Here is a 22,381-nt window from a genome sequence, read left to right on the forward strand (position 1 = left end):
CCTCGAAGAAAGTGTTTCCCAAAGGTTGTTGCTAAATAAGGTTAAAATAAAAACAGGGCTTGATCTACAAAACGTGTAGTGATCTGACCCAAAAAAGTTAGACATATATAGTTAAGCAACTTCTAAGACCTTAGTTCGGTACTCCACCGGGCTTAGGTCTTTTAATTTTTCCTTCATTCGTTTGTGATTGTAATAGTGAATATAGTCTTTGAGTTCCTGTTCAAAATGTGCCATGGATTCAAACTCTTGTAGATACAGGAGTTCAGATTTTAATAAGCCAAAGAAATTTTCAATGACTGCGTTGTCCAAACAATTGCCCTTACGGGACATACTCTGCATTATCCCATGTTGTTTTAATGTTTGTCGATACTTTTTCATTTGATAGTGCCAACCTTGATCCGAATGAAGAATGACTTGATCACTTGATTGAAGGCGCTCCAATGCTTGTTCTAGCATATCATGGACTAGTTTGTACACTGGACGACTCATTACTGTGTATGCAATGATTTCGCCATTGCATAAATCAAGGACGGGTGATAAATAGCGTTTCTCACCAAATAGATGGAACTCTGTCACGTCTGTTACCCATTTCTCGTTCATTTTTTTCGCTGTAAAATCGCGTTGCAACATGTTTGGGGCAATTTTTCCGACGTTTCCTTTATACGAACGGTATTTCTTCATGCGGACTTCACATTTTATGCCAATGGCATTCATCAAATAATTAATCGTTTTAGGATCATAATGAAAGCCGTATTTTTTCAGTTCTTTGGCAATCCTACGATAACCATAACGTCCCTTATGTTCAAGATAAATGGACTGAATTGCGACTTTCACTTCAGCGTATTTATCAGTACGATTCAAACGCTTTTCCCAGTAATAATACGTACTACGTGGAATATCAGCGACTTTGATTAATTCCACTACTTCATAGATTTCCTTTAGTTCATAAATTACTTGCGCTTTGATTTGATTGGTAATTTTTCTTGCATTTGAACTAAAGTATTCAACTTTTTTAAGTACGCATTCTCCATTTCTAATTGTTTAATACGTACCTCTAATGCCTCAACAGATCCTTCAATTGGTGTTGGTTTCGTTGTTCTTTTTGTTTCTTTTTTCATGGATGGACGCCCCTTTTTCTTAGAAACAAGGGCATCATAACCACCAACCTCAAACTTCATTTTCCAATTCCGAATCATGCCAGGAGATGAAATATTAAATAATGCAGCTGTATTAATCGAAGATGTACCTGTCTCGTTCATATAATTAAGTACATTCATTTTATAGTCAGCTGAATATTTTGTATAGGACTTTAAGAAAGTCTCTACACCATTTTTTTGATAACGGCGAACCCATTCATTTACAACCCGATCTGTCACTCCGATATCTTTTGCGATTTCAATCATAGATTCATTTCCATATAAGTATCGTTGAACTGCTTGAATACGTTGTTCAGCCCTTACTTTTGCCATAAAAAACCCCCGTAAAAGTTAGATTGGTGTCTAACTTTTACGGGGCAGTTCAGTAGAATCAGCCCTGTTTTTTAACTAAATCCTCCCTTTACTTGAAGAAGATTTCATTAAACAATTTCAATTTCATGAAACAATTACTAAGAGCAAATCATTTTGAATAAGACCATCTAAACTGAGCACATTAAACTCTAGGAGGTGACGATACCATGACAAAGCAAAGTAAACCAAACTTTAAGAAGAAAGAACCTAATTCAAAAAACAACACTCGTGAAGAATTTGCAGAAGAACTAAATTTAAATCAAACTAAACGTAAAGACACACCACAAAATAACCAAAATAATCGATAATACAACTAATAACATAAATGAACGATAGTATGATTTAAATACTTCAGTAATTTTCAATTGTAGAACGACTCTTATTAAAAATTCATCCAATCAATCATTGCCAGCTTGTTGCATTGGCCATTTGGTCTTTGGAATAATGCGCACTTGTATCCTTAAGACTCATCCGTACTAAGCGCAAAAAAGATGACGCATCCATTTTAGGACTGCGTCATCTTTTAATGTGTATGAAAATCCTTATTTATGTGGCACACAAATAAATGGTTTTCATATATATAAAAACGGTTCTTTTTTATTTATCAGATTTCAGGAGGTCCTGATACAATTTTAGATATTGCTGCGAAGATGATGACCAGCTAAAATCAAGATCCATTGCGTGCCCTACTAAGTTTCTCCATTTGTTAGGCTGGAAGCGATAAAGTCCGACTGCTAGCTCAATCGTATACAGCAATTCGTGGGCATTATAATTAGCAAAGCTGAATCCATTTCCTTCTTCGGTAAATTCATTATAAGGTATAACCGTATCCTTCAGCCCACCTGTTTCGCGGACGAGCGGCAAGGATCCATAGCGAAGTGCGAGCAATTGTCCAATGCCGCACGGTTCAAATTGGGATGGCATAAGAAAAAGATCAGAACCGGCATAAATTTTTCGTGACAATGCTTCATCAAAATAAAGGTTGGCTGAAACTTTATCGGGATAAACTTCTTCAAAGTACCTGAATGCCTCTTCATACTGCTGATCGCCTGTACCTAATAAAACAAATTGGACATTCAATCCGATAATTTCATGGAAGACATGTAGAATCAAATCTATGCCTTTTTGATCAACTAGTCTTGTAACCATTGAAATTATTGGAATATCAGTGTTCATAGGAAGCCCGAGTGTTTCCTGTAGGTGCTTTTTATTTACAGACTTCCCCTTATAATCGTCGAATGGAAGAAATAAATTTTCATCACGTTTAGGATCATAGGAGTCATTGTCAATTCCGTTCACGATTCCTTGTAGATCAGCGTCTCTTTTTCGTAAAAACCCATCAAGTCTTTCCCCATAAAAAGGAGACTGTATTTCGTATGCATAGGTTGAACTTACAGTTGTCACGCAATCAGCAAAGGCCAGCCCTCCTTTGAGGTAACTGACATCCCCATAAAACTCTAAGGCATCCATGTGAAAATAAAGCTCGCTTAAATCCAGTAAATCGGAAAGCACTGATTTAGGATATACACCTTGGTAGCGTAAATTATGAATGGTAAATACCGTTTTAATTCCCTTATAAGTTGGATTATTTTCATAATGTGCCTTCAATAGAACAGGAATTAACCCAGTTTGCCAATCATGGCAATGGATAATATCGGTCCGTTCCTCTAAGTATGGTAAAGCCTCCAGTACAGCTCGGGAAAAGAAAGCGAAACGTTCCCCATCATCCCCAAAGCCATAACTGCCATGCCTCTTAAAATAATATTCGTTATCGAGAAAGTATACTGTAATCCCCTGATAATGAAATTTTTCTATACCGCAAAATTGGCGTCTCCAGCCTACAGGCACTTCAATGCTTTTGATCCATTGCATCTGCTCTTGAAAATGTAATGGAAGATCGCCATATTTCGGTAATATTACGCTGACGTTTGCTCCCTTTTCTTGTAAAGATTGAGGCAAGGCACCAATAACATCACCCAATCCCCCAGTCTTTATAAATGGGGCGCACTCTGAGGCTGCAAATAAAACATTCATGCTATTGTCCTCCAGTTTAAACTACTTCTTCTTTCTTGATTACCAACGGCTTATTTCTTGCTGTAATGATTTGATCCCTAGTAATAACTACTTGTTTATCAGAAATCACATTTTCGATATGTGCTCCTTCTTCAATATCACCCTTCTGCATAATGATACTGTTTTTAACTACTGCACCTTTTCTAACTTTTACTCCTCGGAAAATAATACTATTTTCGACGGTGCCTTCAATAATACATCCATTGGCAATTAAGGAATTAGACACCTTTGAGGAATTTGCAAATTCAGCAGGTGACTCATGTTTAATTTTCGTGAAAACTTCCCATGAATCATAAAAAAAGTTGCGAAGAATTTCTGGGTTAAGAAATTCCATGTTACTAGCATGGTATGTTTCTAGGGAATGAATAAATGGCATATAACCCGTGAACTGATACCCTTGTACTTTTAGATTTATCAAATTTGCTTTAACAATATCTTTCAAAAAATCATATTCATCATACTCTATACAATTTTTAATTAAATCTATTAATAGTTGTTTTTTAATCACATATGTTTCCAAACATACATGGTCACCTTTCTTAGGTGACGTATAAAGGTTTATATCTCGGACTTCACCATTATCATCAAGTGAACATTGATGATAAAGTGGTCTTTTCACTGGTACCCCATCATAATCCTTATACAAAACTGTAATATCAGCTTCATTACTTTCGTGTTCTTTAATCACATCGTTAAAGTCAATTTTACAAATATGATGACCAGGAGCAATAATTACTGTATCTGCAGTTGCCCGTTGGAAAAATTCTAGATGATCATAGAACTGCTGTAGATCTCCTTTAATTTTTTCATCAGGATGGATCGACGGAAGAATGAATAGACCTTGTGAACGGTGATCGAGATCCCATTCCTTTCCAGAACCTAGATGATCCATCAACGATCGATATTTATCTTTTGTGAAAATGGCAACTTTACTTACGGAGACATTCATAAAGTTTGACATGGTGAAATCAATCATTCGATAGCGTCCGCCAAATGGTACAGAGGCTAGGCAACGGTGATGGGTCAATTCTTTTAATATGGGTCTTTCATTTACAAGATTAATAACACCTAATACATTCCTCATTTAAGCTACCTCCTATTATAAAGCTTGCAGCAAATCACTTTCCGAAGAAACCAGCTGATTTTCACCAATTAAGGTCAGCCCCTGTTTAGAGTCAGAGATTACAACGCCATCTTCGATAATTGAACCGCTACCGATTATAGCCTTTTCGATTATGACATTATTTCCGATTTTCACATTTGGCATGATAACGGAATTCTTTATGATAGAGCCATTTCCAACTTGGACATTGTAGGAAAGAACAGAATGGTCAACCTTCCCAAATACCAAACAACCTTCATTGACTAATGATTGCGTCACATCAGCATCTTTAGATATATATTGTGGGGGGTGGTTGGCATTCCCTGCGTATATTTGCCAGTTTAGGTCTCCAAGTTTAAAATTGGATGGCTCTTCCAATAAATCCATATGCGCTTCCCACAGGCTTTCTATCGTACCGACGTCTTTCCAGTAGTCTTTAAATCGATACGCTTGTAATTTTGCTTCATCTTTCAGCATCTTTGGAATTACGTCTTTTCCAAAGTCATTAGTGGAACTTCTATCCTGTTCGTCTTCTGTTAAATATTTTTTGAGGTGCTTCCAGTTAAAGAGATACACACCCATCGAAGCCAAATTACTTTTGGGATGTTTAGGTTTTTCATCAAATTCAATTATTCGATCCGTTTCATTGGTATTCATTATGCCAAAGCGATTTGCTTCTTCCCAAGGTACCTCTATGACTGCAATGGTAGCATGTGCACCCTTATCAATATGATCTTCAAGCATTTTATTATAATCCATCTTGTAGATATGATCCCCTGAAATTACAAGTACATATTCTGGGTCATTATGATCGATAAAATGAAAATTTTGATACACGGCATTTGCGGTACCTTTATACCATTCACCACCATCCTTCCCCTGATAAGGTGGAAGCATAGAAACCCCACCGTTATTGCGGTCCAGATCCCACGGACGGCCGTTACCAATATATGAATTTAAAATGTGCGGACGATATTGGGTAAGTATGCCGACTGTATCAATACCTGAATGTGTACAGTTGCTTAAGGTAAAATCGATAATACGGTATTTGCCTCCAAATGGTACCGCGGGTTTAGCTAAGTCACTCGTCAATTCCCCGAGTCTTGAGCCTTGTCCACCAGCTAAAAGCATTGCTACCCATTTTTTAGATGCCATTTGTACTGAATCCCCTTTGTCTTGTTTTTGTTTCTTTCATGAATATAGCAATTCCTAGCGGCGGTACGGTTATTTCCAGACTGCAAGGTTGGTTATGGTGTGGGACCTTACTGGCATGCATTGGGGTAGAATTCACCTGTCCCGATCCGCCAAATGATGCAGCATCACTATTAAATGCTTCGAAATATTTCCCATTGGACGGAACCCCTATTTGATAATTATGGTAAACATCGGCAGAAAAATTACAAACAACAATGCAATAATCCCCCTTCCGTTTTCCTTTTCTCATAAAGGTAATCACGCTTTGTTTCGCATTGTCCGCATCGATCCATTGAAAGCCTGTTAGTTCATGGTCCAGACGCCATAGGGAATTGGTTTCCTGATAAAATTTATTTAATTCTTTATAGTATCGAGAAAAATTGGAGTGAGCGTCAAAATCTAAAAGCATCCAATCCATTTCTTGCCGGTATTTCCATTCGTCAAACTGCCCAAATTCACTGCCCATAAATAAAAGTTTTTTTCCTGGATGCGCGAATAAATAGCCAAATAAGAGGCGTAAATTTGCGAATTTTTGCCAGTAATCGCCGGGCATTTTATTTACTAATGACCTTTTTCCATGGACCATTTCATCATGCGAAAATGGAAGGACAAAATTTTCCGAAAATGCATAAAAAAATGAAAACGTCAAAAGGTGATGATGCTTTGGTCGTTCTTTAACATCAAGCTTCATATATTTAAGTACGTCATTTGACCAGCCCATATTCCATTTATAATTGAATCCAAGACCGCCTGTACTAGTGGGACTAGTAACTAGCGGCCATTCGGTTGCTTCCTCCGCCATCATGAGGGCACCAGGATACTTTTGGAAAATGGTTTCATTTAACTTTTTTAGAAAATCAATTGCTTCCAGATTTTCTTCGCCACCATATTGATTCTTCAATTTTACAGGAAGTGGATTATCATGATTTAGATAAATCATGGAAGAAACTGCATCAATCCGAAGTCCATCCACATGATAGAAGTCCATCCAAAACATTGCGTTTGAAATCAGGAAGCTGACGACTTCGGGCTTCCTATAGTCAAAGCTATATGTTCCCCAGATAGGCCTCTCGGCTCGCATGGGATCCGCTGATTCGAAGAGAGGCGTTCCGTCGAACCGTCCAAGACCATGGACATCCTTACAAAAATGTGCAGGCACCCAATCAAGAATTACACCAAGGCCATTTCGATGGCATTGATCTATAAAATACATTAATTGCTCAGGTGTGCCGTATCTGCTAGTCACTGAATAATATCCTGTTATTTGGTAACCCCATGAACCATCGTAAGGATGCTCCATAACAGGCATCAACTCTATATGTGTAAAGCCATTATCAATTGCATAATCGACTAATTCGTCCGCAAGTTCTTGATAACTATAAAACTCACCATCTTCTTTTTGTTTCCAGGAAGCCAAGTGAACTTCGTAAATCATCATCGGTTTGTGGTAAATATCTTTCTTTATTCGCTGTGCCATCCATTTTTGATCTTGCCATTCAAATGTATTTAAATTGTAGATGATAGAAGCTGTTGACGGTCGGAGTTCCGAATAAAAGGCATACGGATCTGCTTTTAATTCCTTCCGCCCATCTGGTCCTGTAATCTCATATTTATAGATGTCACCATGTCCAAGCTCGGGAATAAATAACACCCAGATTCCAGAATGATCCAAGCGTTCCATTTGGTTTTGGGTACCATTCCAATTATTAAAATTACCCACGACCGATACCTGCTTTGCATGAGGAGCCCAAACCGCAAAACGCACACCTTGAATATCGTTCTCATAAAGGATATGAGCGCCGAGCATCTTATAACTTTCAAACAACGTTCCTTCATGGAAAAGATATACATCAAAATCACTTGGGTATAGCTGGTTATTGAACTTCAGAATTTCTACCATTTCAACACCTCTTTCAACCTATGAATATTTCAATTAATATACCAGTTCATCTCCTAAATTATTCGCCATCTATCAAAAAACACCTTTAATATATTTTACTTTTTATTATCATAATAATAATTTTAGACAGAATAAAAAATCCTCCATGAAATGAAGGATTTTTGTAACATTCTATTTGATCGTGTACTGTTAAAAAATTATAAATTCTCATGTGCACTTCGCCTACACATTTATCTGCTGAGTTCCCACACCATACTTTTTCACACCTAAGAAGAGACTGATTTTGAAAAGAGTTTTAACAATATATTAAATCTGATCCCTAAGAATTTATAAGTATAAACCTGTATTTTAGATCAGTCATTTCCTGTCAATTGCGAAGAAGACATATTAATCATACGGTTTAAAAATAAATAGGAAAGGGAGACGGACCAAGCTAGTGGAGTGTTGCCATTTGGCACATTTTTACCGCCAATATATAATTCAGGGACTTCCCAATTATCTGGTACGATTAGTTCCGTTTTATTTACATATTCATAAGCCTTTTCATACATGCCCAGTTCAAAATAGCATAATCCTAGCCAAGGTAGTCCGAAGCACCATTCTGCTTCGCTTCCTTCGTTGTAATACTGATCGTTCTGATAACGAATACAACCATTTGTCCGCTCAAGGTGTTTGGAAACCATCTCGACTATCTTAAGCGCCGTTTTTCTTTCAACTATTCGATACGGATAGATAAGTGAAAGCAGCGATAAATCTGTTTCTTTCGTTTCACTTTCCCTTGGCAAAAGAAACCGCAGCGTCTCCTCACCCTTTTGAATCAGTTCATCCTTAACATTTACGAGCATTTTCACCGCACGCAAGCCTGCCACGCATGCACCTACACTTGAAGCATGCAGTTCCATATTCTCTTCCCACATTCCATTATCCTTTGCCTGCCAGTATTGAAGACATTCAAGATAGTCGACTAGCTTCTGAACAATAGCGAGATCTTTGTCATCACGGATAACCTTTTGTCCATGGCTCATGCCCACCCCTACTCCCCATAAGAAGGAACCTATTGCATCATTTTGAGCATGACCCCACTCTTGGCTCATTTCCTTTAAATCTGTAGAATACCGTGAGTGGATATATTCAAAAAGATAAACCGGTTTTTGTTCACGGTGAATGTCGATTTTCCATTCATAAGTTATAAAAAGGTCAAATAATGCATGAAATGCTTTTTCATACCGCTCAGATTGGCTGTGCAAAAAAGGTAAAACCGTGTATATGACATCACGTATCCAAACAAAATTGTAGTCCTTTGAAATACTGGCAGTGTAAGCGCCGTTCGGTAGGCGCATCCGATCTAAAACCTCAATTGCATTGTTGATTTTCATATGAGAGAACCCCCTTAAATAATACCTTTACTGTGATTGTTAACCATTTGCGTTTATTCTAGACAAACTATCCCGAGAAAGCGCTTCCATTTTTAAGTGAGGAAATTTAAGTATTAATATTTTATGTAGTAAATTGTTATTTGGAAAAGCAAGTATACCCAATTCCCCAAAATTTTCATTTGCTGACACTTTATATTTCAGTATAGAAAATGCCCACGATTCAAAATTCTATTCAGTGTGTTATATCCAAAGTTACTAATACCCCCAAGATATAATTTCAAATCAACTTACATTTGAATCTCGGAAAGTACCCAATTTTTTAACTAATTGTGTATACCTGTTCTTTTTCCTTTAATCCCTCTAACTTAAAGAAAAAATTTTTTATATACGAAATAAAGTATAGTTGATTCACTCTAGGCGGACGCATTCCGCGGGGTGAGCGATAAGCCATCACCACAACTCACGCGTCGTTTGTGATGCCTTATCTGTCTCACTCATCCCGCTGGAGTCGCCACCTGCCGCTTCAATCAACGAAGTGATAAATGTCTTCATTTAAATGACAAAGTACTATTTATAAAATTATTAATAATGAGACTTACCGTATCCTCTCTAATATTAAAAAAAGAACCTTCAATCTAAAAAAAATAGATCAAAGATTCTCTGTTTTATATTCTTCATCAAAGAAACAATTCTCCATAAATGAAAAAAGTTACTTAAATATTTTCATTAAATAGCTTTGTTTCTACATCCAAAGAATTAACTATAGACTAACTCTTTTTCGTTTAGACCAAGCGACTCTGCTGTTGAAGTATGAATTTCGTGCAGAAGCTCTGGGTTTTCCATTAGTGGAACGCCATAAGATGGAATCATTTCTTTGATTTTCGGTTCCCACTCTTTTATATGTTGCGGGAAACATTTATTAAGTATCTCAAGCATAACGTGAACGGCAGTTGAAGCACCCGGAGAAGCTCCTAGTAATGCAGCTATTGAGCCATCTTCGGCAGTAACAACTTCTGTACCAAATTGAAGTGTTCCTTTACCGCCAGTCTCTGTATCTTTGATAACTTGCACACGTTGGCCAGCTACCACTATATCCCAATCCTCGCTTTTGGCGTTCGGGATAAACTCTCGTAAATCTTCCATACGCTTTTCATTCGATAACATTACTTGCTGGATTAGGTATTTTGTCAATGACATCTCTTTTACACCTGCCGCCAACATGGTTACGAGATTATCCGGTTTTACGGATGTTATCAAATCAAACATGGAACCTGTTTTTAAGAACTTTGGCGAGAAGCCGGCAAACGGTCCAAACAGCAATGATTTTTGGTTGTCGATAAATCTTGTGTCTAGATGCGGAACAGACATTGGCGGAGCACCAACCTTAGCTTTTCCATATACTTTTGCATGATGCTGAGCTACAACTTCTGGGTTGTTACATACCATAAATAGTCCGCTTACTGGGAATCCTCCAATATGTTTTGATTCTGGAATACCGGATTTTTGTAGTAAATGCAAGCTTCCTCCACCGCCGCCGATAAAGACGAATTTTGCAGTATGACTTTCGACCTTACCGCTATCGAGATTACGTACTTTCACTTCCCACGAGCCGTCGGTAGTACGTTTAATGTCATTAACACTATGTTTGTAGTTTATCTCAACGTTATTACTCTTTAAGTGGTCAAATAACAGGCCTGTTAAAGCCCCAAAGTTGACATCAGTTCCAGAGTCGATTTTTGTTGCCGCTATCGGTTCATTCGACGTACGACCTTCCATAATAAGCGGAATCCATTCCATTAGCTTTCCAGGGTCATCGGAAAATTCCATCCCTTGAAACAGGGGATTGTTTGACAACGCTTCAAATCGTTTTTTCAAGAACGATACATCTTTTTCCCCTTCTACTAAACTCATATGAGGCAAAGACACGATAAAGTCCTGCGGATTACGGATCAAATTGGTGTCTACAAGATAAGACCAAAACTGTCTTGAAAGCTGAAACTGTTCATTAATTTGTATAGCTTTGCTAATATCTATGGATCCATCCGATTTTTCGGGTGTATAGTTAAGCTCGCACAGTGCAGAATGCCCTGTTCCCGCATTATTCCATTCGTTAGAGCTTTCCTCTCCTGCGTTTGCAAGCTTCTCAAACACTTTGATTTCCCAGTCTGGTGCTAATTCTTTCAGTAATGATCCCAAAGTCGCACTCATGACTCCCGCACCAATTAAGATAACGTCTGTTTTAGTTTCTTTGTTGCTCATTTTTATCATCCTTATTCTATAAGACTTTCAGAAATGATGTAGAAGCACCAGCTTAGGTTTCACAGCAAGCCAAGGCGCAATACAGTGACACACCTTTTCTGTATCAATTATATACCTTTAATAGTCTATCAAAATTAGTTAGTAATTAAAACATCAAATATAAAATGAAAGTTATAAAATTGTTTAAAAGGTAGTAAAAAGTGAGAACTCTTTCACGCCCAGAAACACACCAAAAGAAATGCCTTACCCTGGCTTCTTGTAAGAGTTAAGTCTCTGGTTTGCCGTTAACAATCAACTGCCACCATCTAATTTTCGCTTAACTTGTGGTGCGGTTCTGCGAAACTATTTAAAATAAGATTTTTACATACTTACATAATATTTTACATTTACTATTTCGGAAAGCGGAATTAATATTACATAATTTAGAAATTTTGTTATTTCATTAGGGAGTTTGTCTATATCTCAAATCTCTCGTTCACATACATTATAGTAAGTGAAAATTAGTTTTTACTAGATTATTTTAGAAGGTGGTTTTTTTATGGGTATTCGTAGAGACTCTCTCTTTATTGGTGATCAAAGAGACGACACCGTGAAGCGTTTTGACGCAGTCACTGGACGGTTCATTGGCACTTTTGTAACACCAGGAAGCGGCGGCTTAATCGGTCCTCAAGGTCTTATCTTCAACCATGTGGGCAATCTCCTTGTCTCTAACCAGAACGTCGATCTACCTCTAAACGGCAACGTGTTGAAGTATAATGGAGAGACTGGGGCTTTTCTTGGTGAACTCGTTAGCTCCATTCAAGAAGGCGCTTCGTTTGCTCCGCGGGGCATCGTCCTCTCGGAACACAATATCCTGTTTGTGGCTGACGTGATAATTGAAGAAAACGGCCAGCACGGGGAAGTTCGGATGTATAAGAATAACGGCAATACCGCGACGTTGATACGGAACCTTGACCACCCACCCAGCGGGGAGTTCTTTCCCCGCAGTGTAGTCATAGGGCCGGATGGCTATCTGTATGTGTCCGTCCGCAACAATCCTAATACTCCGGAAGGTCAGATTGGTGGTTCGGTAGTACGCTATAACTTGAAAACAGGGGCGTTCGGTGGAGTGTTCATTTCCCCCTTTAGTGACCTCAATCGTCCTGAAGGTTTGGTCTTCGGTCCAGACGGTAACCTCTACATCACCAGTTTCCGAGCGGACGCGGATGACACCGACAAAATTTTAGTTTTTGAAGGCAAAACGGGTACATTTATCAAAAAGATTGACCTTGATGAAGTCGGAGGGCCCCGTGCCTTCGCGCAGGCTATACTGTTTGGACCGGAAGGAAAACTCTTTGTCCCTATTACTGGAAACGGACCCGATACAGGCTCGGTACGACGCTATGACGTTGAGTGTGGCTCGTTCGATGTATTTATTCCTCCTGGAATTTTAGGCATGCCGTTTTATCTGACATTTGGCAATACCGATCCTGGTACGCTGGCTTACTAGAAAAAAATCGATGGACCAGTTTCAGTGTTTTGATGAGAAGTAAAAGGATAAAGGCAATCTTCTGATTGTGTCAAAAATGGGCTGGAACCGTGAGGTTCCGCCCATTTTTTACGGTTTCACCGTGATACTCCTATACGAGGTATTTACTCTTATTCCTAAATGAGAACTCCTCAATATAAAACCAACAATGAAAAATGAGGCGAAAGAAAGTCAAAAATTATAAAACGGTTCATCGTATTGATTCTAAATATATATAACAAAAAGGTCTTCCTTCAAGCTTAAAAACATCCCCAATACCCCAGATTCTTAAAAATGTTTATACCATTGGTACTTTGTAATTTTTTTTACTGATACCATAAATACTTCCAACTCCTTTTATCCTACGGTATCAATGAAGATACTCATTCAATTTATAGGTATATTTTTTTAAAGTTTATACATAATACAAAGGTGTTATATTTGACAAAATTCGACACCTACGTAACAATTAACTCTTGATAATTATTATTATTAACTAATTTTATGGAGGAATTTTAATTATGTCATTAATCGGAAAAGAAATACTACCATTTACAGCACAAGCATACAAAAATGGAGAATTTGTAGAAGTTACAGATCAAGATTTAAAAGGTCAATGGAGTGTTGTTTGCTTCTACCCAGCTGACTTTACTTTCGTATGCCCAACTGAGCTTGAAGATCTTGAAGGACAATACCCAGAATTACAAAAACTAGATGTTGAAGTATATTCTGTTTCAACTGATACTCATTTTGTTCATAAAGCATGGCACGATAGTTCAGATGCAATCGGTAAAATCACTTATACAATGATCGGAGATCCATCTCATGTAATTTCTCGCAACTTCGATGTGTTAATTGAAGAAGAAGGTATTGCTGACCGCGGTACTTTCATCATCGACCCAGATGGTGTAATCCAAGCGCTTGAAATTAATGCAGGTGGCATTGGACGTGATGCAAGCATTCTTATTAACAAAATTAAAGCAGCACAATATGTTCGCAACAATCCAGGGGAAGTTTGCCCAGCTAAATGGCAAGAAGGCGGAGAAACACTTAAACCAAGCCTTGACCTTGTGGGTAAAATTTAAGGAGAGCGATACTAAATGGCACTTGATGCAGAAATTAAGTCTCAATTAAATCAGTACCTTCAACTGCTTGAAAACGATATCGTACTAAAGGTAAGTGTAGGAACTGACAAAGTTTCAGATGAAATGCTAGCTCTAGTAGATGAGCTAGCTTCCCTTTCATCTAAAATTACAGTAGAAAAAGTAGAACTTGCAAGAACTCCTAGCTTTAGTGTCAACCGTGTTGGAGAAGATGCAGGCATTACTTTTGCTGGTGTTCCGCTAGGGCATGAATTTACTTCTTTAGTGTTAGCACTACTTCAAGTAAGTGGACGAGCACCTAAAGTGGATCAAAAGATTATCGATCAAATCAAGAACGTTACTGGTGAATATCACTTCGAAACATATGTTAGCTTAACCTGCCACAACTGCCCTGATGTTGTGCAAGCCCTTAATATAATGAGTGTGCTAAACCCTAACATTACACACACAATGGTGGATGGTGCAGCGTACAAAGAAGAAGTGGAAAGCAAAGATATATTAGCAGTACCAGCTGTATACATGAATGGCGAGTCATTTGGAAATGGTAGAATGACCATTGAGGAAATTCTCTCTAAATTTGGTACTGGTCCTGATGTAGAAGAACTTTCCGGAAAAGAGCCTTACGATGTACTCGTTATTGGTGGTGGTCCAGCTGGTTCGAGTGCAGCAATCTATTCAGCACGTAAAGGTATTCGTACAGGTATTGTAGCAGAACGCTTTGGTGGCCAAATCTTAGACACACTGTCTATCGAAAACTTTATCAGTGTGAAAGAGACAGAAGGACCAAAGCTTGCGCAAGCACTTGAAGAGCATGTGAAAGAATATAACATTGACGTTATGAACCTACAACGTGCAAAACGTTTAGAAAAGAAAGACCTAATTGAGGTTGAATTAGAAAATGGTGCTGTTCTTAAGAGTAAAGCAGTGATCATTTCAACTGGTGCCCGTTGGCGTAATGTTAATGTTCCCGGTGAGCAAGAGTTCAAAAACAAAGGTGTAGCTTATTGCCCTCACTGTGATGGTCCATTGTTTGCAGGGAAAGACGTTGCGGTAATCGGTGGAGGTAACTCAGGAATTGAGGCAGCGATTGACCTTGCAGGGATTGTGAATCATGTAACAGTTCTTGAATATAACTCAGAGTTAAAAGCTGATGAGGTACTACAAAAACGTTTATACAGCCTTCCAAATGTAACTGTCTTAACAAACGCTCAAACAAAAGAAATTACTGGTACTGACAAAGTGAATGGTATTTCTTACGTAAATCAAGAGACAGGTGAAGAAAAACACATCGAATTAGCTGGTGTATTTGTCCAAATCGGCCTAGTTCCTAACACTGATTGGTTAGAAGGAACACTTGAACGAAATCGTATTGGTGAAATCATCGTTGATAAGAGTGGAGCTACTACAATTCCTGGTGTATTTGCTGCTGGTGATTGTACAGACAATGCTTATAACCAAATCATTATTTCTATGGGATCTGGTGCAACTGCAGCATTAGGCTCATTTGACTATCTAATTCGAAATTAGTTTTTCAACATTAGATACAGAACTATAGTTTAGTGGTTTTATAAAATAAAATACATTAATTTTTAATATAAGCAATTCCAACATCATTGCATTAAAAAATCACTATTCTTTCCAAATGGAAAGGATAGTGATTTTTACTTTAAGTTTTCAATCAACTAAAACGATTTCTGACTGGAAACTATACCCCAATATTGCACCTCTAAAGGAGGTTACTTTCAAAATATTAATTTTCTAATTCTAATGCTAGGTACATGTAATCGCCTTTTGAAGTAATCTCACCATTTCTAACCTTTAAATCTTGTTTAAAAAGTGGGCCACTTATTACTGTGGTATGGAACTCTCCTGCTTCACCACAAGGGTCGATACCCCTTTCTTCTAACTCTTTCATATACTCTAAAGTAAGCACACGTCCAAGATCTTCTTCTCTCATTCCTTTTTTCAAATTAACTGTCACTACCTTTGTTACAAAGCCGAAATGGATAAACTCCTCTACTACATCTTTATGTCCTCTTTGCCAAAGTGGCATACCAAGTTCAAGCCCTACACTGCTTGTAACTCTTTCATGCCAACAATCTTGTACTGGTACATCAATATCACCTGTTACAAGCACCTCTGCTCCTAATTCTTTCGCGTCTTTTAGCAGTTTTACAAATACCCCTTCATAACCTTCCCATGTCGCAGCCCCTGTGTATAGCGGAAGTCCTATAGATTCTGCTTGTGCTTTAAGCACCGATGGAATAAGACTATGTGATCTTGACCTTTCTCCAGTTTCCTCCATCATTACAATAATTCCTATGGCTGTTCCTTCTTGCATAGCTTTATATAACGCTAAAGTACTGTCTTTCCCTCCACTATATGAGGCTATAAATTTTTTATTTTTTGCACCATCAATCCAGTTTTTCATTTTCTATCACTGCTACTCAAGATATATACAAATAATAGCTTTGAATACCTATATATCAATCTTTCATGAACTTTTAGGACTCTGACTATTTATTTTTAGGTATTTTATCTAGTAGCTTCCCCTTTCTCTTTTTTATAACTGTATCACTAAAAACTCGATAATAAAAAGCAGGGAATTCGTTCGTGATTTCCCCACTTTTTTGATGTTATTTATTATTTTGAATTTCTAATAAAAACGTCAGCATTTTATATTCTAAGTCCCTACATTACGTCGCTGCTGAGGAAGCAGCTGCTTGGTCTGCCTTCACACAATCAATTGCTACAACGAACGCAATAATGATGGCCTCCATCTCCTCATTAAATATTTGAACCTTGTAGCTATCCCCCCAAGTGAACCACTCCTTGTTCACTTTACCGATGACTACACCATGCTGTAAGACTTGAAAATCCATATCCCACCAGTTACCATGTACCTCAATGTCAGCAGCATCAACCGTATAGCGTGCTTTAAAGAAAGAAAATTCCTTCTTAATCGTTAACACCTCTCGACCATTCACCTCAACAAAAAACTTCGGTAAAAAGCTGAACACCTTTTTCGTAATAAGTGCGACTTCATCTCTTGTTGCATTCATAATGGAGAAAGTCTTTGGGATTTGCATAAAACTGCCCTCCACATAATATACATCCTTCTCCTGCAGATCCTTTACCGTAAATTTGCCACTTAGACTGAATACCTTCTGCTTTATATAAAGTTGCTTCATAGTACGCCTCCTTCGATATAGCATATTACTAAAGTGCCTATTTCATCATAGATATTAATAGTGATAGAAGTGGATTTTTATTGTATGTTGTTTAATAAAATTTGCTAAAGAACTCTCTCCTTCCCCTATTTACGATAATCTTGTCGAAAGATGAAAATAAAAACAATCTATTTTAAAACTTTCGTACACGCTCGTAAGTCTAATCTTATATACTTGAAAGGGGAATTATCATGTCTATCAGTCCAAGATCCAGAAAAAGAAGTCACTGGATCGATATCTTGTGTATCGTCGCTATAATCTTATTAAGTAGTTTAATAGTCTTCCTTCTGTTAAAATCTACCTCCACTAAACAACAAGGAATTGTTGCCTCGTCAAAGCAATCATCTGAGGCTAAAGAAAAAATCAAAGAAAGTAATTCGGTTTATCCTGGAATTCGTATTATCACAGAAACATCGAACGAAAAAAAAGCCCCATATGCAATTCAATATCCGCAAAGTAATGTTCAAAGTTTCAACGAAATAGTGAAAACATATACACAAAAATTAAAAACACTATACTTAGAAGAAACAAAATACATAAACGAAACTAATAAGCATAATAAAGGCGAGCTAAATATTTCATTTGAAGTATTCCAACATTCTACTGGATATTACTCATTTGTTATACATTCTAGTATGTATACAGGTGGAGCTAACGGAGTATCCGAAAAGAAAATTTTCCGTCTACATAACCAATCAGGACATATGCTAACTTTAGAAGAACTAATAGGAAAAAATGAAAGAGCACTCGTTACCCTTTCAGAAAAAGTGAAAAAAGCAGTAACAATGGATAAACAAATTAAACCATATATAATACAAGATCAATTGGAAGAAAAAACTGCTCCAAAATGGGGAAATTTCTCTAATTTCGCCCTTACAAAAGATTCCATCTTATTTTATTACGATGAGTATGAAATTACAACAGGATCTGCAGGGGCACCTATCGTAACGATACCACTCACAGAAATCAATGATCTCGTAGCAGATGCATTTAAACTTCCTGTCGTAGCAGTAGATTCTAAACCTTCTACAAAAGTTCCTGCAAAAGAAGAACAAAATGTACCGAAAACTACTACAGAAGAAGCATGCGAAGTATCCCCAAAAGACAAAGTAGTTAGCTTAACATTTGATGATGGACCTAATCCGGATACAACAGTGAAAATTTTAGAAACACTTAAAAAGTATAATGCAAAAGCTACCTTTTTTATGCTAGGAAGCCGGGTTTCTTTTTATCCTGAAATTGTTCAAGAAATGAAAGCAGCCGGACATGAATTAGGAAACCATACTTGGAATCACCCTGATTTAACAAAGGCTTCTTCAGAAAAAATCGCTTTAGAGATTAATAATACAGACAATGCTGTAGAAAAAGCTTCTGGTAGCAAACCTACAGTATTTCGTCCACCATATGGCGCAGTAAATCAAACAGTTCGCAATCAGACTGCACTTCCTGTTGTCCTTTGGGATGTTGACACAATGGATTGGAAATATCGCGATCCTAATCACTTACTTCAACACGTGAAACAACATGTAAAAAACGGATCAATCATATTAATGCATGACATTCATGCATCTACTGCTGAAGGGTTAGACGCAGTGCTTGCTTACCTAAAAGGTGAAGGTTATTCATTTGTAACCATTTCTGAATTGAACAAGTTAGAAAACCGCAAGCGCACTATAAGTGCATCTTGACCTTTGCCAATTCCAAAGTGCTTTGGACGAAACATTGGCTATACTATTACCGTGGGATTTTTAGAGGAGCTTGATGTGACTGCCACATCAAGCTCCTCCTTTTTCGGTAATCTTATGGCGAATGTTTGTCCGTCGCTCTCTTGGACTGTGAAAGGGCACGGTGCATTTGCTTTGGATAATGAGAGAAAATACTATTTCCCGTTTTTTGTAATTCGAGTTGAGTCTTATACCTTTAAGCTTCTCTAGATTGGATAATGTATCGTCATACTTAATCTGGATAGTGTTTCTCCAGAATTAAAATATGTGTGAGGTCTATCGGCCTTAAATCTGATTGAATCACCACTTTTTAATGTGTATTCACATTCACTAACACGAATAGTTACTTCTCCATCAAAAACAGTGATAAATTCCTCTGTACCCTCTCTGTGAGAATCAGAAGTTAATATCCCTTCTTTTTCAATTTCAACAGAATAAACTTCAAAACGTCTATCCTCTTGGAAGGTAAAGTAAGGATATACTCTATACCTTCCATTGTCTTCAGACAATACTTGAATCTCATTTTTATAAACAACTTTGGTATCGGGCTGTGGATTATTTATTAGGGTAGTAAAGGAAACCTTTAATCCATTAGCTATTTTCCAAATAGTTGTAAGTGTTGGACTTGACTCTCCTCTTTCAATTTGCCCAATCATCGTTTTGCTTACTCCACTTAATTGCGAGACCTTCTCCAAGCTTAATTTTTCCTTTTCTCTGATAGCTTTTAAATTTCTTGCAAGTATAAGTTGAATTTCCTCCATAAAATCACCCCTACATTATGTACAATATAACGACCTTTATGTATAATAAAACGAACAACGTTATATTGTTTATATTGGTCATTATAACATACAAAATAAAAAGGGAGGTCCAATAATGCCTTTATTTTCATTTCTGTTATTTGTTTTTATTACCAGTTTTACTCCAGGTCCAAACAATATCATGGCAATGGCGTTTGCGAATAAACATGGATTAAAAAAAACAATTAAATTTTGTTTAGGAGTAGGTGTCGGATTTTTTGTTATCACATTAGTGTGTAATTTTTTTAATATCTTACTTACAAGTGTTTTGCCAATAATTAAATTTCCGTTAACCATTTTAGGTGTAGGTTATATGTTATATTTAGCTTTTAAAATACTTACAAGTAAGGATAATGACAGCGAAAATGATGTAGGTAATAGAAACTTTTTCTTAATAGGTAGCTTGTTACAATTTGTTAATCCGAAAGGTATTCTTTTTGGGATTACTGTTGTGGCAACCTTCATTCTTCCCTATTACGATTCCTATTCAAGCTACCTCCTTTTCTCATTATTTTTAGGAGTAGTTGGTTTAATAAGTACATTTACTTGGGGGCTATTTGGCTCGATTTTTCAAAAGATCTTATTACAATACAGAAAACAGTTTAATATAATTATGGCAGTTTTATTGGTATATAGTGCTTTTTCAATTCTTGTCAAATGAGAAAACCAGCATGTGCTTCCCTTTAAGTGCAACATGTCCTACGACAATTCCAGCGTGCTTTGGAAGAAACATTGTCTATACTACTACCGAGGGATTTTTAGAGGAGCTTGATATGACTGCGTCACATCAAGCTCCTCCTTTTTCAGTAATCTTATGGCGAATGTTTGTCCGTCGCCCTCTTGGATTTTGAATGGGCATGGTGCTTCATTTGGTTTGGATAATGAGGTAAGAAATCCTGTCCTACTCTTTTAAAAGCATCCGAAGATACAATTTCGGATGCTCCTCGCTTCTTTATTAATCGATACTACCTATTTTTCTCTATTTACACTTTCCCTCTTGATAGGCAAAAGGAAGTACATCATTTTATTTGACTAAGCATTCTGCCATTCTAATTAGATTTGTTGATTGGAGCGGAAGGCGGCGACTCCTAGGAGATCAGCAAGCAAATCAAGACCCTGGACTACGCGCGATAAAGGAAGGAAGGCTAAGGGCGCCTCATCCTGAGACGACGCCTTCATGACCAACATCGTGTTGGCCGAATCGGCTTGATGCTTGCCCCCTGGAAAGCGTCAGCCTGCAGAGGAGATCAACCTGTTAATGGCATAAAAATTTGTATACCATCTTATTCTAAAAAAAATGCTGTCATCCAATTAAATGACAGCACTACTATGTTCAATTTTCGAAATATAATTGATAGAAAACGTATTGAACAACTCAGGCTGGTCAATATTACAGACATGACCACTTCTTTTTATTTTGATAAATTCAAAGCCCTTATTGTTCCGAGTAACTTCCTCAATTGGCGGGATAAATAAATAATCTTCATCACCCATCAGGAACAATGTCGGAATTGCAGTTGTAGATGCTTGTAGGCTTGCCAAATAAGGATTGATGAGCTTTGTTAAGGACATCCATTTTACGAATTCCTTCTGGCACATCTTTTTCGCCTCATTGACGAACGCTAACCGTGATTCTTCATGTTCTTTACGTGGCATAAGTATGTAGGCAAATAATTGATAGAGCAACATGTAAGGAACAAACAACTTTGTTGCACGTCCAGTCCATAGTAATATTTTCGCACGAATGTCGAATCGAATGATTGCACCGCCAAGAATCAGTGATTTCACACGTTCTGGGTAATGATCCGCAATTGTTTGCGCAACAATCGTACCAAGTGACATTCCTATAATATGGGTCTTTTCAACCTCTATTTGGTCCAACACTTCGATTACTTCTTTAGAGACATCTTTAAACGTATCTCCTTTTTTCCATTGGCCACGTTCGGATTTCCCGTGACCACGGAGGTCGATCAAAAGAACGTTATACTCTTTCTTAAATTCTCGAATCTGCTTGAACCAAATAGAAGAACTCCCTCCCGCACCGTGTATAAATGTTACCCATGGGGCAGTTGGGCTAATTTCATAAGTTCGATAGTGAAGCAATCTATGTCATCCTTCCTTAGTTAACTATTACTATTAAACCATTATCACTTAAACAAATACAACCACATCTTGTTACAAATTTCGACATATCACTACTTAAACACTTAATTCTGTCACATTCAATGTTCATAAGAAAACCAGCATACAGTGCCCTTTAAATGCATCTTGTCTTTCACTAATCCCAGCGGCTAATGAGGGAAGAAATCCTGTCCTACCCTTTTAAAAGCATCCGAAGATACAATTTCGGATGCTCTCCGCTATTTTATCCATCGACATTAATTTTTTTCTCTATTTCCACTGACAACTATAATACGCCTATTAATCATTTAAATTCTCTATTTATTAATAGCTAATAAAAAAGTAGCAAGATAATTATATTAGTTTGGAGAAGCGTCCGCGGAAAGCGAGCGGTAAGTTTCGGAAAACCTGAGTTGGACAATGTCGAGTTGAAAATCATATACTTTTTTATTCTTTAAGGAATGCGCAAGAGCACTTTAAGTGC

Annotated in this window: 17 protein-coding genes; 6 read left to right on the top strand and 11 right to left on the bottom strand. The window is 37.4% G+C overall.

The window, feature by feature from the left end:
• Nucleotides 1-111: 111 nt before the first annotated feature.
• Nucleotides 112-1,469 (bottom strand): IS3 family transposase gene (locus tag MHB48_RS11110; protein WP_342598154.1). Its coding sequence is split into 2 segments (ribosomal slippage): nt 112-1,016 and nt 1,016-1,469, totalling 1,359 coding nucleotides; the frame shifts between segments, so codons are not numbered across the junction.
• Between the two features lie 206 nt (nt 1,470-1,675).
• On the opposite strand from MHB48_RS11110, the gene MHB48_RS11115 reads away from it, so the two are divergent.
• Nucleotides 1,676-1,816, top strand: a complete 141-nt coding sequence (locus MHB48_RS11115) for a hypothetical protein (protein WP_342598155.1) — start codon at nt 1,676-1,678, stop codon at nt 1,814-1,816.
• Nucleotides 1,817-2,105: 289 nt separating this feature from the next.
• Here MHB48_RS11115 and glgA read toward each other — a convergent pair whose 3' ends face one another.
• The 6 genes from glgA to MHB48_RS11145 all read right to left on the bottom strand — a co-directional run bounded on the left by glgA (nt 2,106) and on the right by MHB48_RS11145 (nt 11,412).
• Entirely contained in the window at nt 2,106-3,542 is a 1,437-nt protein-coding gene (glgA, locus tag MHB48_RS11120) for a glycogen synthase GlgA (protein ID WP_342598156.1), read from the bottom strand.
• 16 nt (nt 3,543-3,558) lie between these two features.
• Nucleotides 3,559-4,665, bottom strand: a complete 1,107-nt coding sequence (gene glgD / locus MHB48_RS11125; RefSeq protein ID WP_342598157.1) for a glucose-1-phosphate adenylyltransferase subunit GlgD — start codon at nt 4,663-4,665, stop codon at nt 3,559-3,561.
• Between the two features lie 15 nt (nt 4,666-4,680).
• Nucleotides 4,681-5,838 carry a glucose-1-phosphate adenylyltransferase gene (locus MHB48_RS11130; protein ID WP_342598158.1) on the bottom strand — a complete coding sequence of 386 codons (1,158 nt, stop codon included), beginning with the start codon at nt 5,836-5,838 and terminating at the stop codon, nt 4,681-4,683.
• Nucleotides 5,828-7,777 carry a 1,4-alpha-glucan branching protein GlgB gene (gene glgB, locus MHB48_RS11135; protein WP_342598159.1) on the bottom strand — a complete coding sequence of 650 codons (1,950 nt, stop codon included), beginning with the start codon at nt 7,775-7,777 and terminating at the stop codon, nt 5,828-5,830. Before glgB ends, MHB48_RS11130 begins: the two co-directional genes overlap by 11 nt.
• 353 nt (nt 7,778-8,130) lie before the next feature.
• A complete protein-coding gene (locus MHB48_RS11140) occupies nt 8,131-9,153 on the bottom strand; it encodes a glycoside hydrolase family 15 protein (RefSeq protein WP_342598160.1) in 1,023 nt (340 codons plus the stop codon).
• 756 nt (nt 9,154-9,909) lie between these two features.
• Nucleotides 9,910-11,412, bottom strand: coding sequence for a malate:quinone oxidoreductase (locus MHB48_RS11145; RefSeq protein WP_342598161.1), 1,503 nt, complete (start codon nt 11,410-11,412; stop codon nt 9,910-9,912).
• Nucleotides 11,413-11,950: 538 nt separating this feature from the next.
• Between MHB48_RS11145 and MHB48_RS11150 the strand changes: the two genes are divergently transcribed.
• The 3 genes from MHB48_RS11150 to ahpF all read left to right on the top strand — a co-directional run bounded on the left by MHB48_RS11150 (nt 11,951) and on the right by ahpF (nt 15,549).
• On the top strand, nt 11,951-12,901 hold the full coding sequence (locus MHB48_RS11150) for a hypothetical protein (protein ID WP_342598162.1): 951 nt from the start codon (nt 11,951-11,953) through the stop codon (nt 12,899-12,901).
• 539 nt (nt 12,902-13,440) lie between these two features.
• The gene (ahpC, locus tag MHB48_RS11155) at nt 13,441-14,004 is read left to right on the top strand and encodes an alkyl hydroperoxide reductase subunit C (protein ID WP_342598163.1); all 564 of its coding nucleotides are present in this window, start codon (nt 13,441-13,443) and stop codon (nt 14,002-14,004) included.
• A gap of 15 nt (nt 14,005-14,019) precedes the next feature.
• Entirely contained in the window at nt 14,020-15,549 is a 1,530-nt protein-coding gene (gene ahpF / locus MHB48_RS11160) for an alkyl hydroperoxide reductase subunit F (RefSeq protein WP_342598164.1), read from the top strand.
• A 223-nt stretch (nt 15,550-15,772) separates the two neighbouring features.
• Here the strand turns inward: ahpF and MHB48_RS11165 are convergent, their stop codons facing one another.
• Entirely contained in the window at nt 15,773-16,453 is a 681-nt protein-coding gene (locus MHB48_RS11165) for a diphthine--ammonia ligase (protein WP_342598165.1), read from the bottom strand.
• A gap of 265 nt (nt 16,454-16,718) precedes the next feature.
• A complete protein-coding gene (locus tag MHB48_RS11170; RefSeq protein ID WP_342598166.1) occupies nt 16,719-17,213 on the bottom strand; it encodes an LURP-one-related family protein in 495 nt (164 codons plus the stop codon).
• A gap of 230 nt (nt 17,214-17,443) precedes the next feature.
• Here MHB48_RS11170 and MHB48_RS11175 point away from each other — a divergent pair, with 230 nt between their 5' ends.
• Complete coding sequence (locus MHB48_RS11175) at nt 17,444-18,940, top strand: polysaccharide deacetylase family protein (protein ID WP_342598167.1); 1,497 nt, start codon at nt 17,444-17,446, stop codon at nt 18,938-18,940.
• A gap of 242 nt (nt 18,941-19,182) precedes the next feature.
• Here the strand turns inward: MHB48_RS11175 and MHB48_RS11180 are convergent, their stop codons facing one another.
• A complete protein-coding gene (locus MHB48_RS11180; RefSeq protein ID WP_342598168.1) occupies nt 19,183-19,737 on the bottom strand; it encodes an XRE family transcriptional regulator in 555 nt (184 codons plus the stop codon).
• Between the two features lie 115 nt (nt 19,738-19,852).
• On the opposite strand from MHB48_RS11180, the gene MHB48_RS11185 reads away from it, so the two are divergent.
• Complete coding sequence (locus MHB48_RS11185) at nt 19,853-20,437, top strand: LysE family transporter (RefSeq protein ID WP_342598169.1); 585 nt, start codon at nt 19,853-19,855, stop codon at nt 20,435-20,437.
• Between the two features lie 650 nt (nt 20,438-21,087).
• On the opposite strand, the gene MHB48_RS11190 is transcribed toward MHB48_RS11185, so the two are convergent.
• Complete coding sequence (locus tag MHB48_RS11190) at nt 21,088-21,879, bottom strand: alpha/beta hydrolase (protein WP_340921286.1); 792 nt, start codon at nt 21,877-21,879, stop codon at nt 21,088-21,090.
• Nucleotides 21,880-22,381: the final 502 nt, after the last annotated feature.

This window comes from Psychrobacillus sp. FSL H8-0483, assembly GCF_038637725.1.
Lineage (GTDB): Bacteria > Bacillota > Bacilli > Bacillales_A > Planococcaceae > Psychrobacillus.

Bases quoted from the DNA above. Each gene is read 5' to 3' on its own strand.
- MHB48_RS11115 (WP_342598155.1), top strand. From the start codon at position 1,676: ATGACAAAGCAAAGTAAACCAAACTTTAAGAAGAAAGAACCTAATTCA.
- glgA (WP_342598156.1), bottom strand. From the start codon at position 3,542: ATGAATGTTTTATTTGCAGCCTCAGAGTGCGCCCCATTTATAAAGACT.
- glgD (WP_342598157.1), bottom strand. From the start codon at position 4,665: ATGAGGAATGTATTAGGTGTTATTAATCTTGTAAATGAAAGACCCATA.
- MHB48_RS11130 (WP_342598158.1), bottom strand. From the start codon at position 5,838: ATGGCATCTAAAAAATGGGTAGCAATGCTTTTAGCTGGTGGACAAGGC.
- glgB (WP_342598159.1), bottom strand. From the start codon at position 7,777: ATGGTAGAAATTCTGAAGTTCAATAACCAGCTATACCCAAGTGATTTT.
- MHB48_RS11140 (WP_342598160.1), bottom strand. From the start codon at position 9,153: ATGAAAATCAACAATGCAATTGAGGTTTTAGATCGGATGCGCCTACCG.
- MHB48_RS11145 (WP_342598161.1), bottom strand. From the start codon at position 11,412: ATGAGCAACAAAGAAACTAAAACAGACGTTATCTTAATTGGTGCGGGA.
- MHB48_RS11150 (WP_342598162.1), top strand. From the start codon at position 11,951: ATGGGTATTCGTAGAGACTCTCTCTTTATTGGTGATCAAAGAGACGAC.
- ahpC (WP_342598163.1), top strand. From the start codon at position 13,441: ATGTCATTAATCGGAAAAGAAATACTACCATTTACAGCACAAGCATAC.
- ahpF (WP_342598164.1), top strand. From the start codon at position 14,020: ATGGCACTTGATGCAGAAATTAAGTCTCAATTAAATCAGTACCTTCAA.
- MHB48_RS11165 (WP_342598165.1), bottom strand. From the start codon at position 16,453: ATGAAAAACTGGATTGATGGTGCAAAAAATAAAAAATTTATAGCCTCA.
- MHB48_RS11170 (WP_342598166.1), bottom strand. From the start codon at position 17,213: ATGAAGCAACTTTATATAAAGCAGAAGGTATTCAGTCTAAGTGGCAAA.
- MHB48_RS11175 (WP_342598167.1), top strand. From the start codon at position 17,444: ATGTCTATCAGTCCAAGATCCAGAAAAAGAAGTCACTGGATCGATATC.
- MHB48_RS11180 (WP_342598168.1), bottom strand. From the start codon at position 19,737: ATGGAGGAAATTCAACTTATACTTGCAAGAAATTTAAAAGCTATCAGA.
- MHB48_RS11185 (WP_342598169.1), top strand. From the start codon at position 19,853: ATGCCTTTATTTTCATTTCTGTTATTTGTTTTTATTACCAGTTTTACT.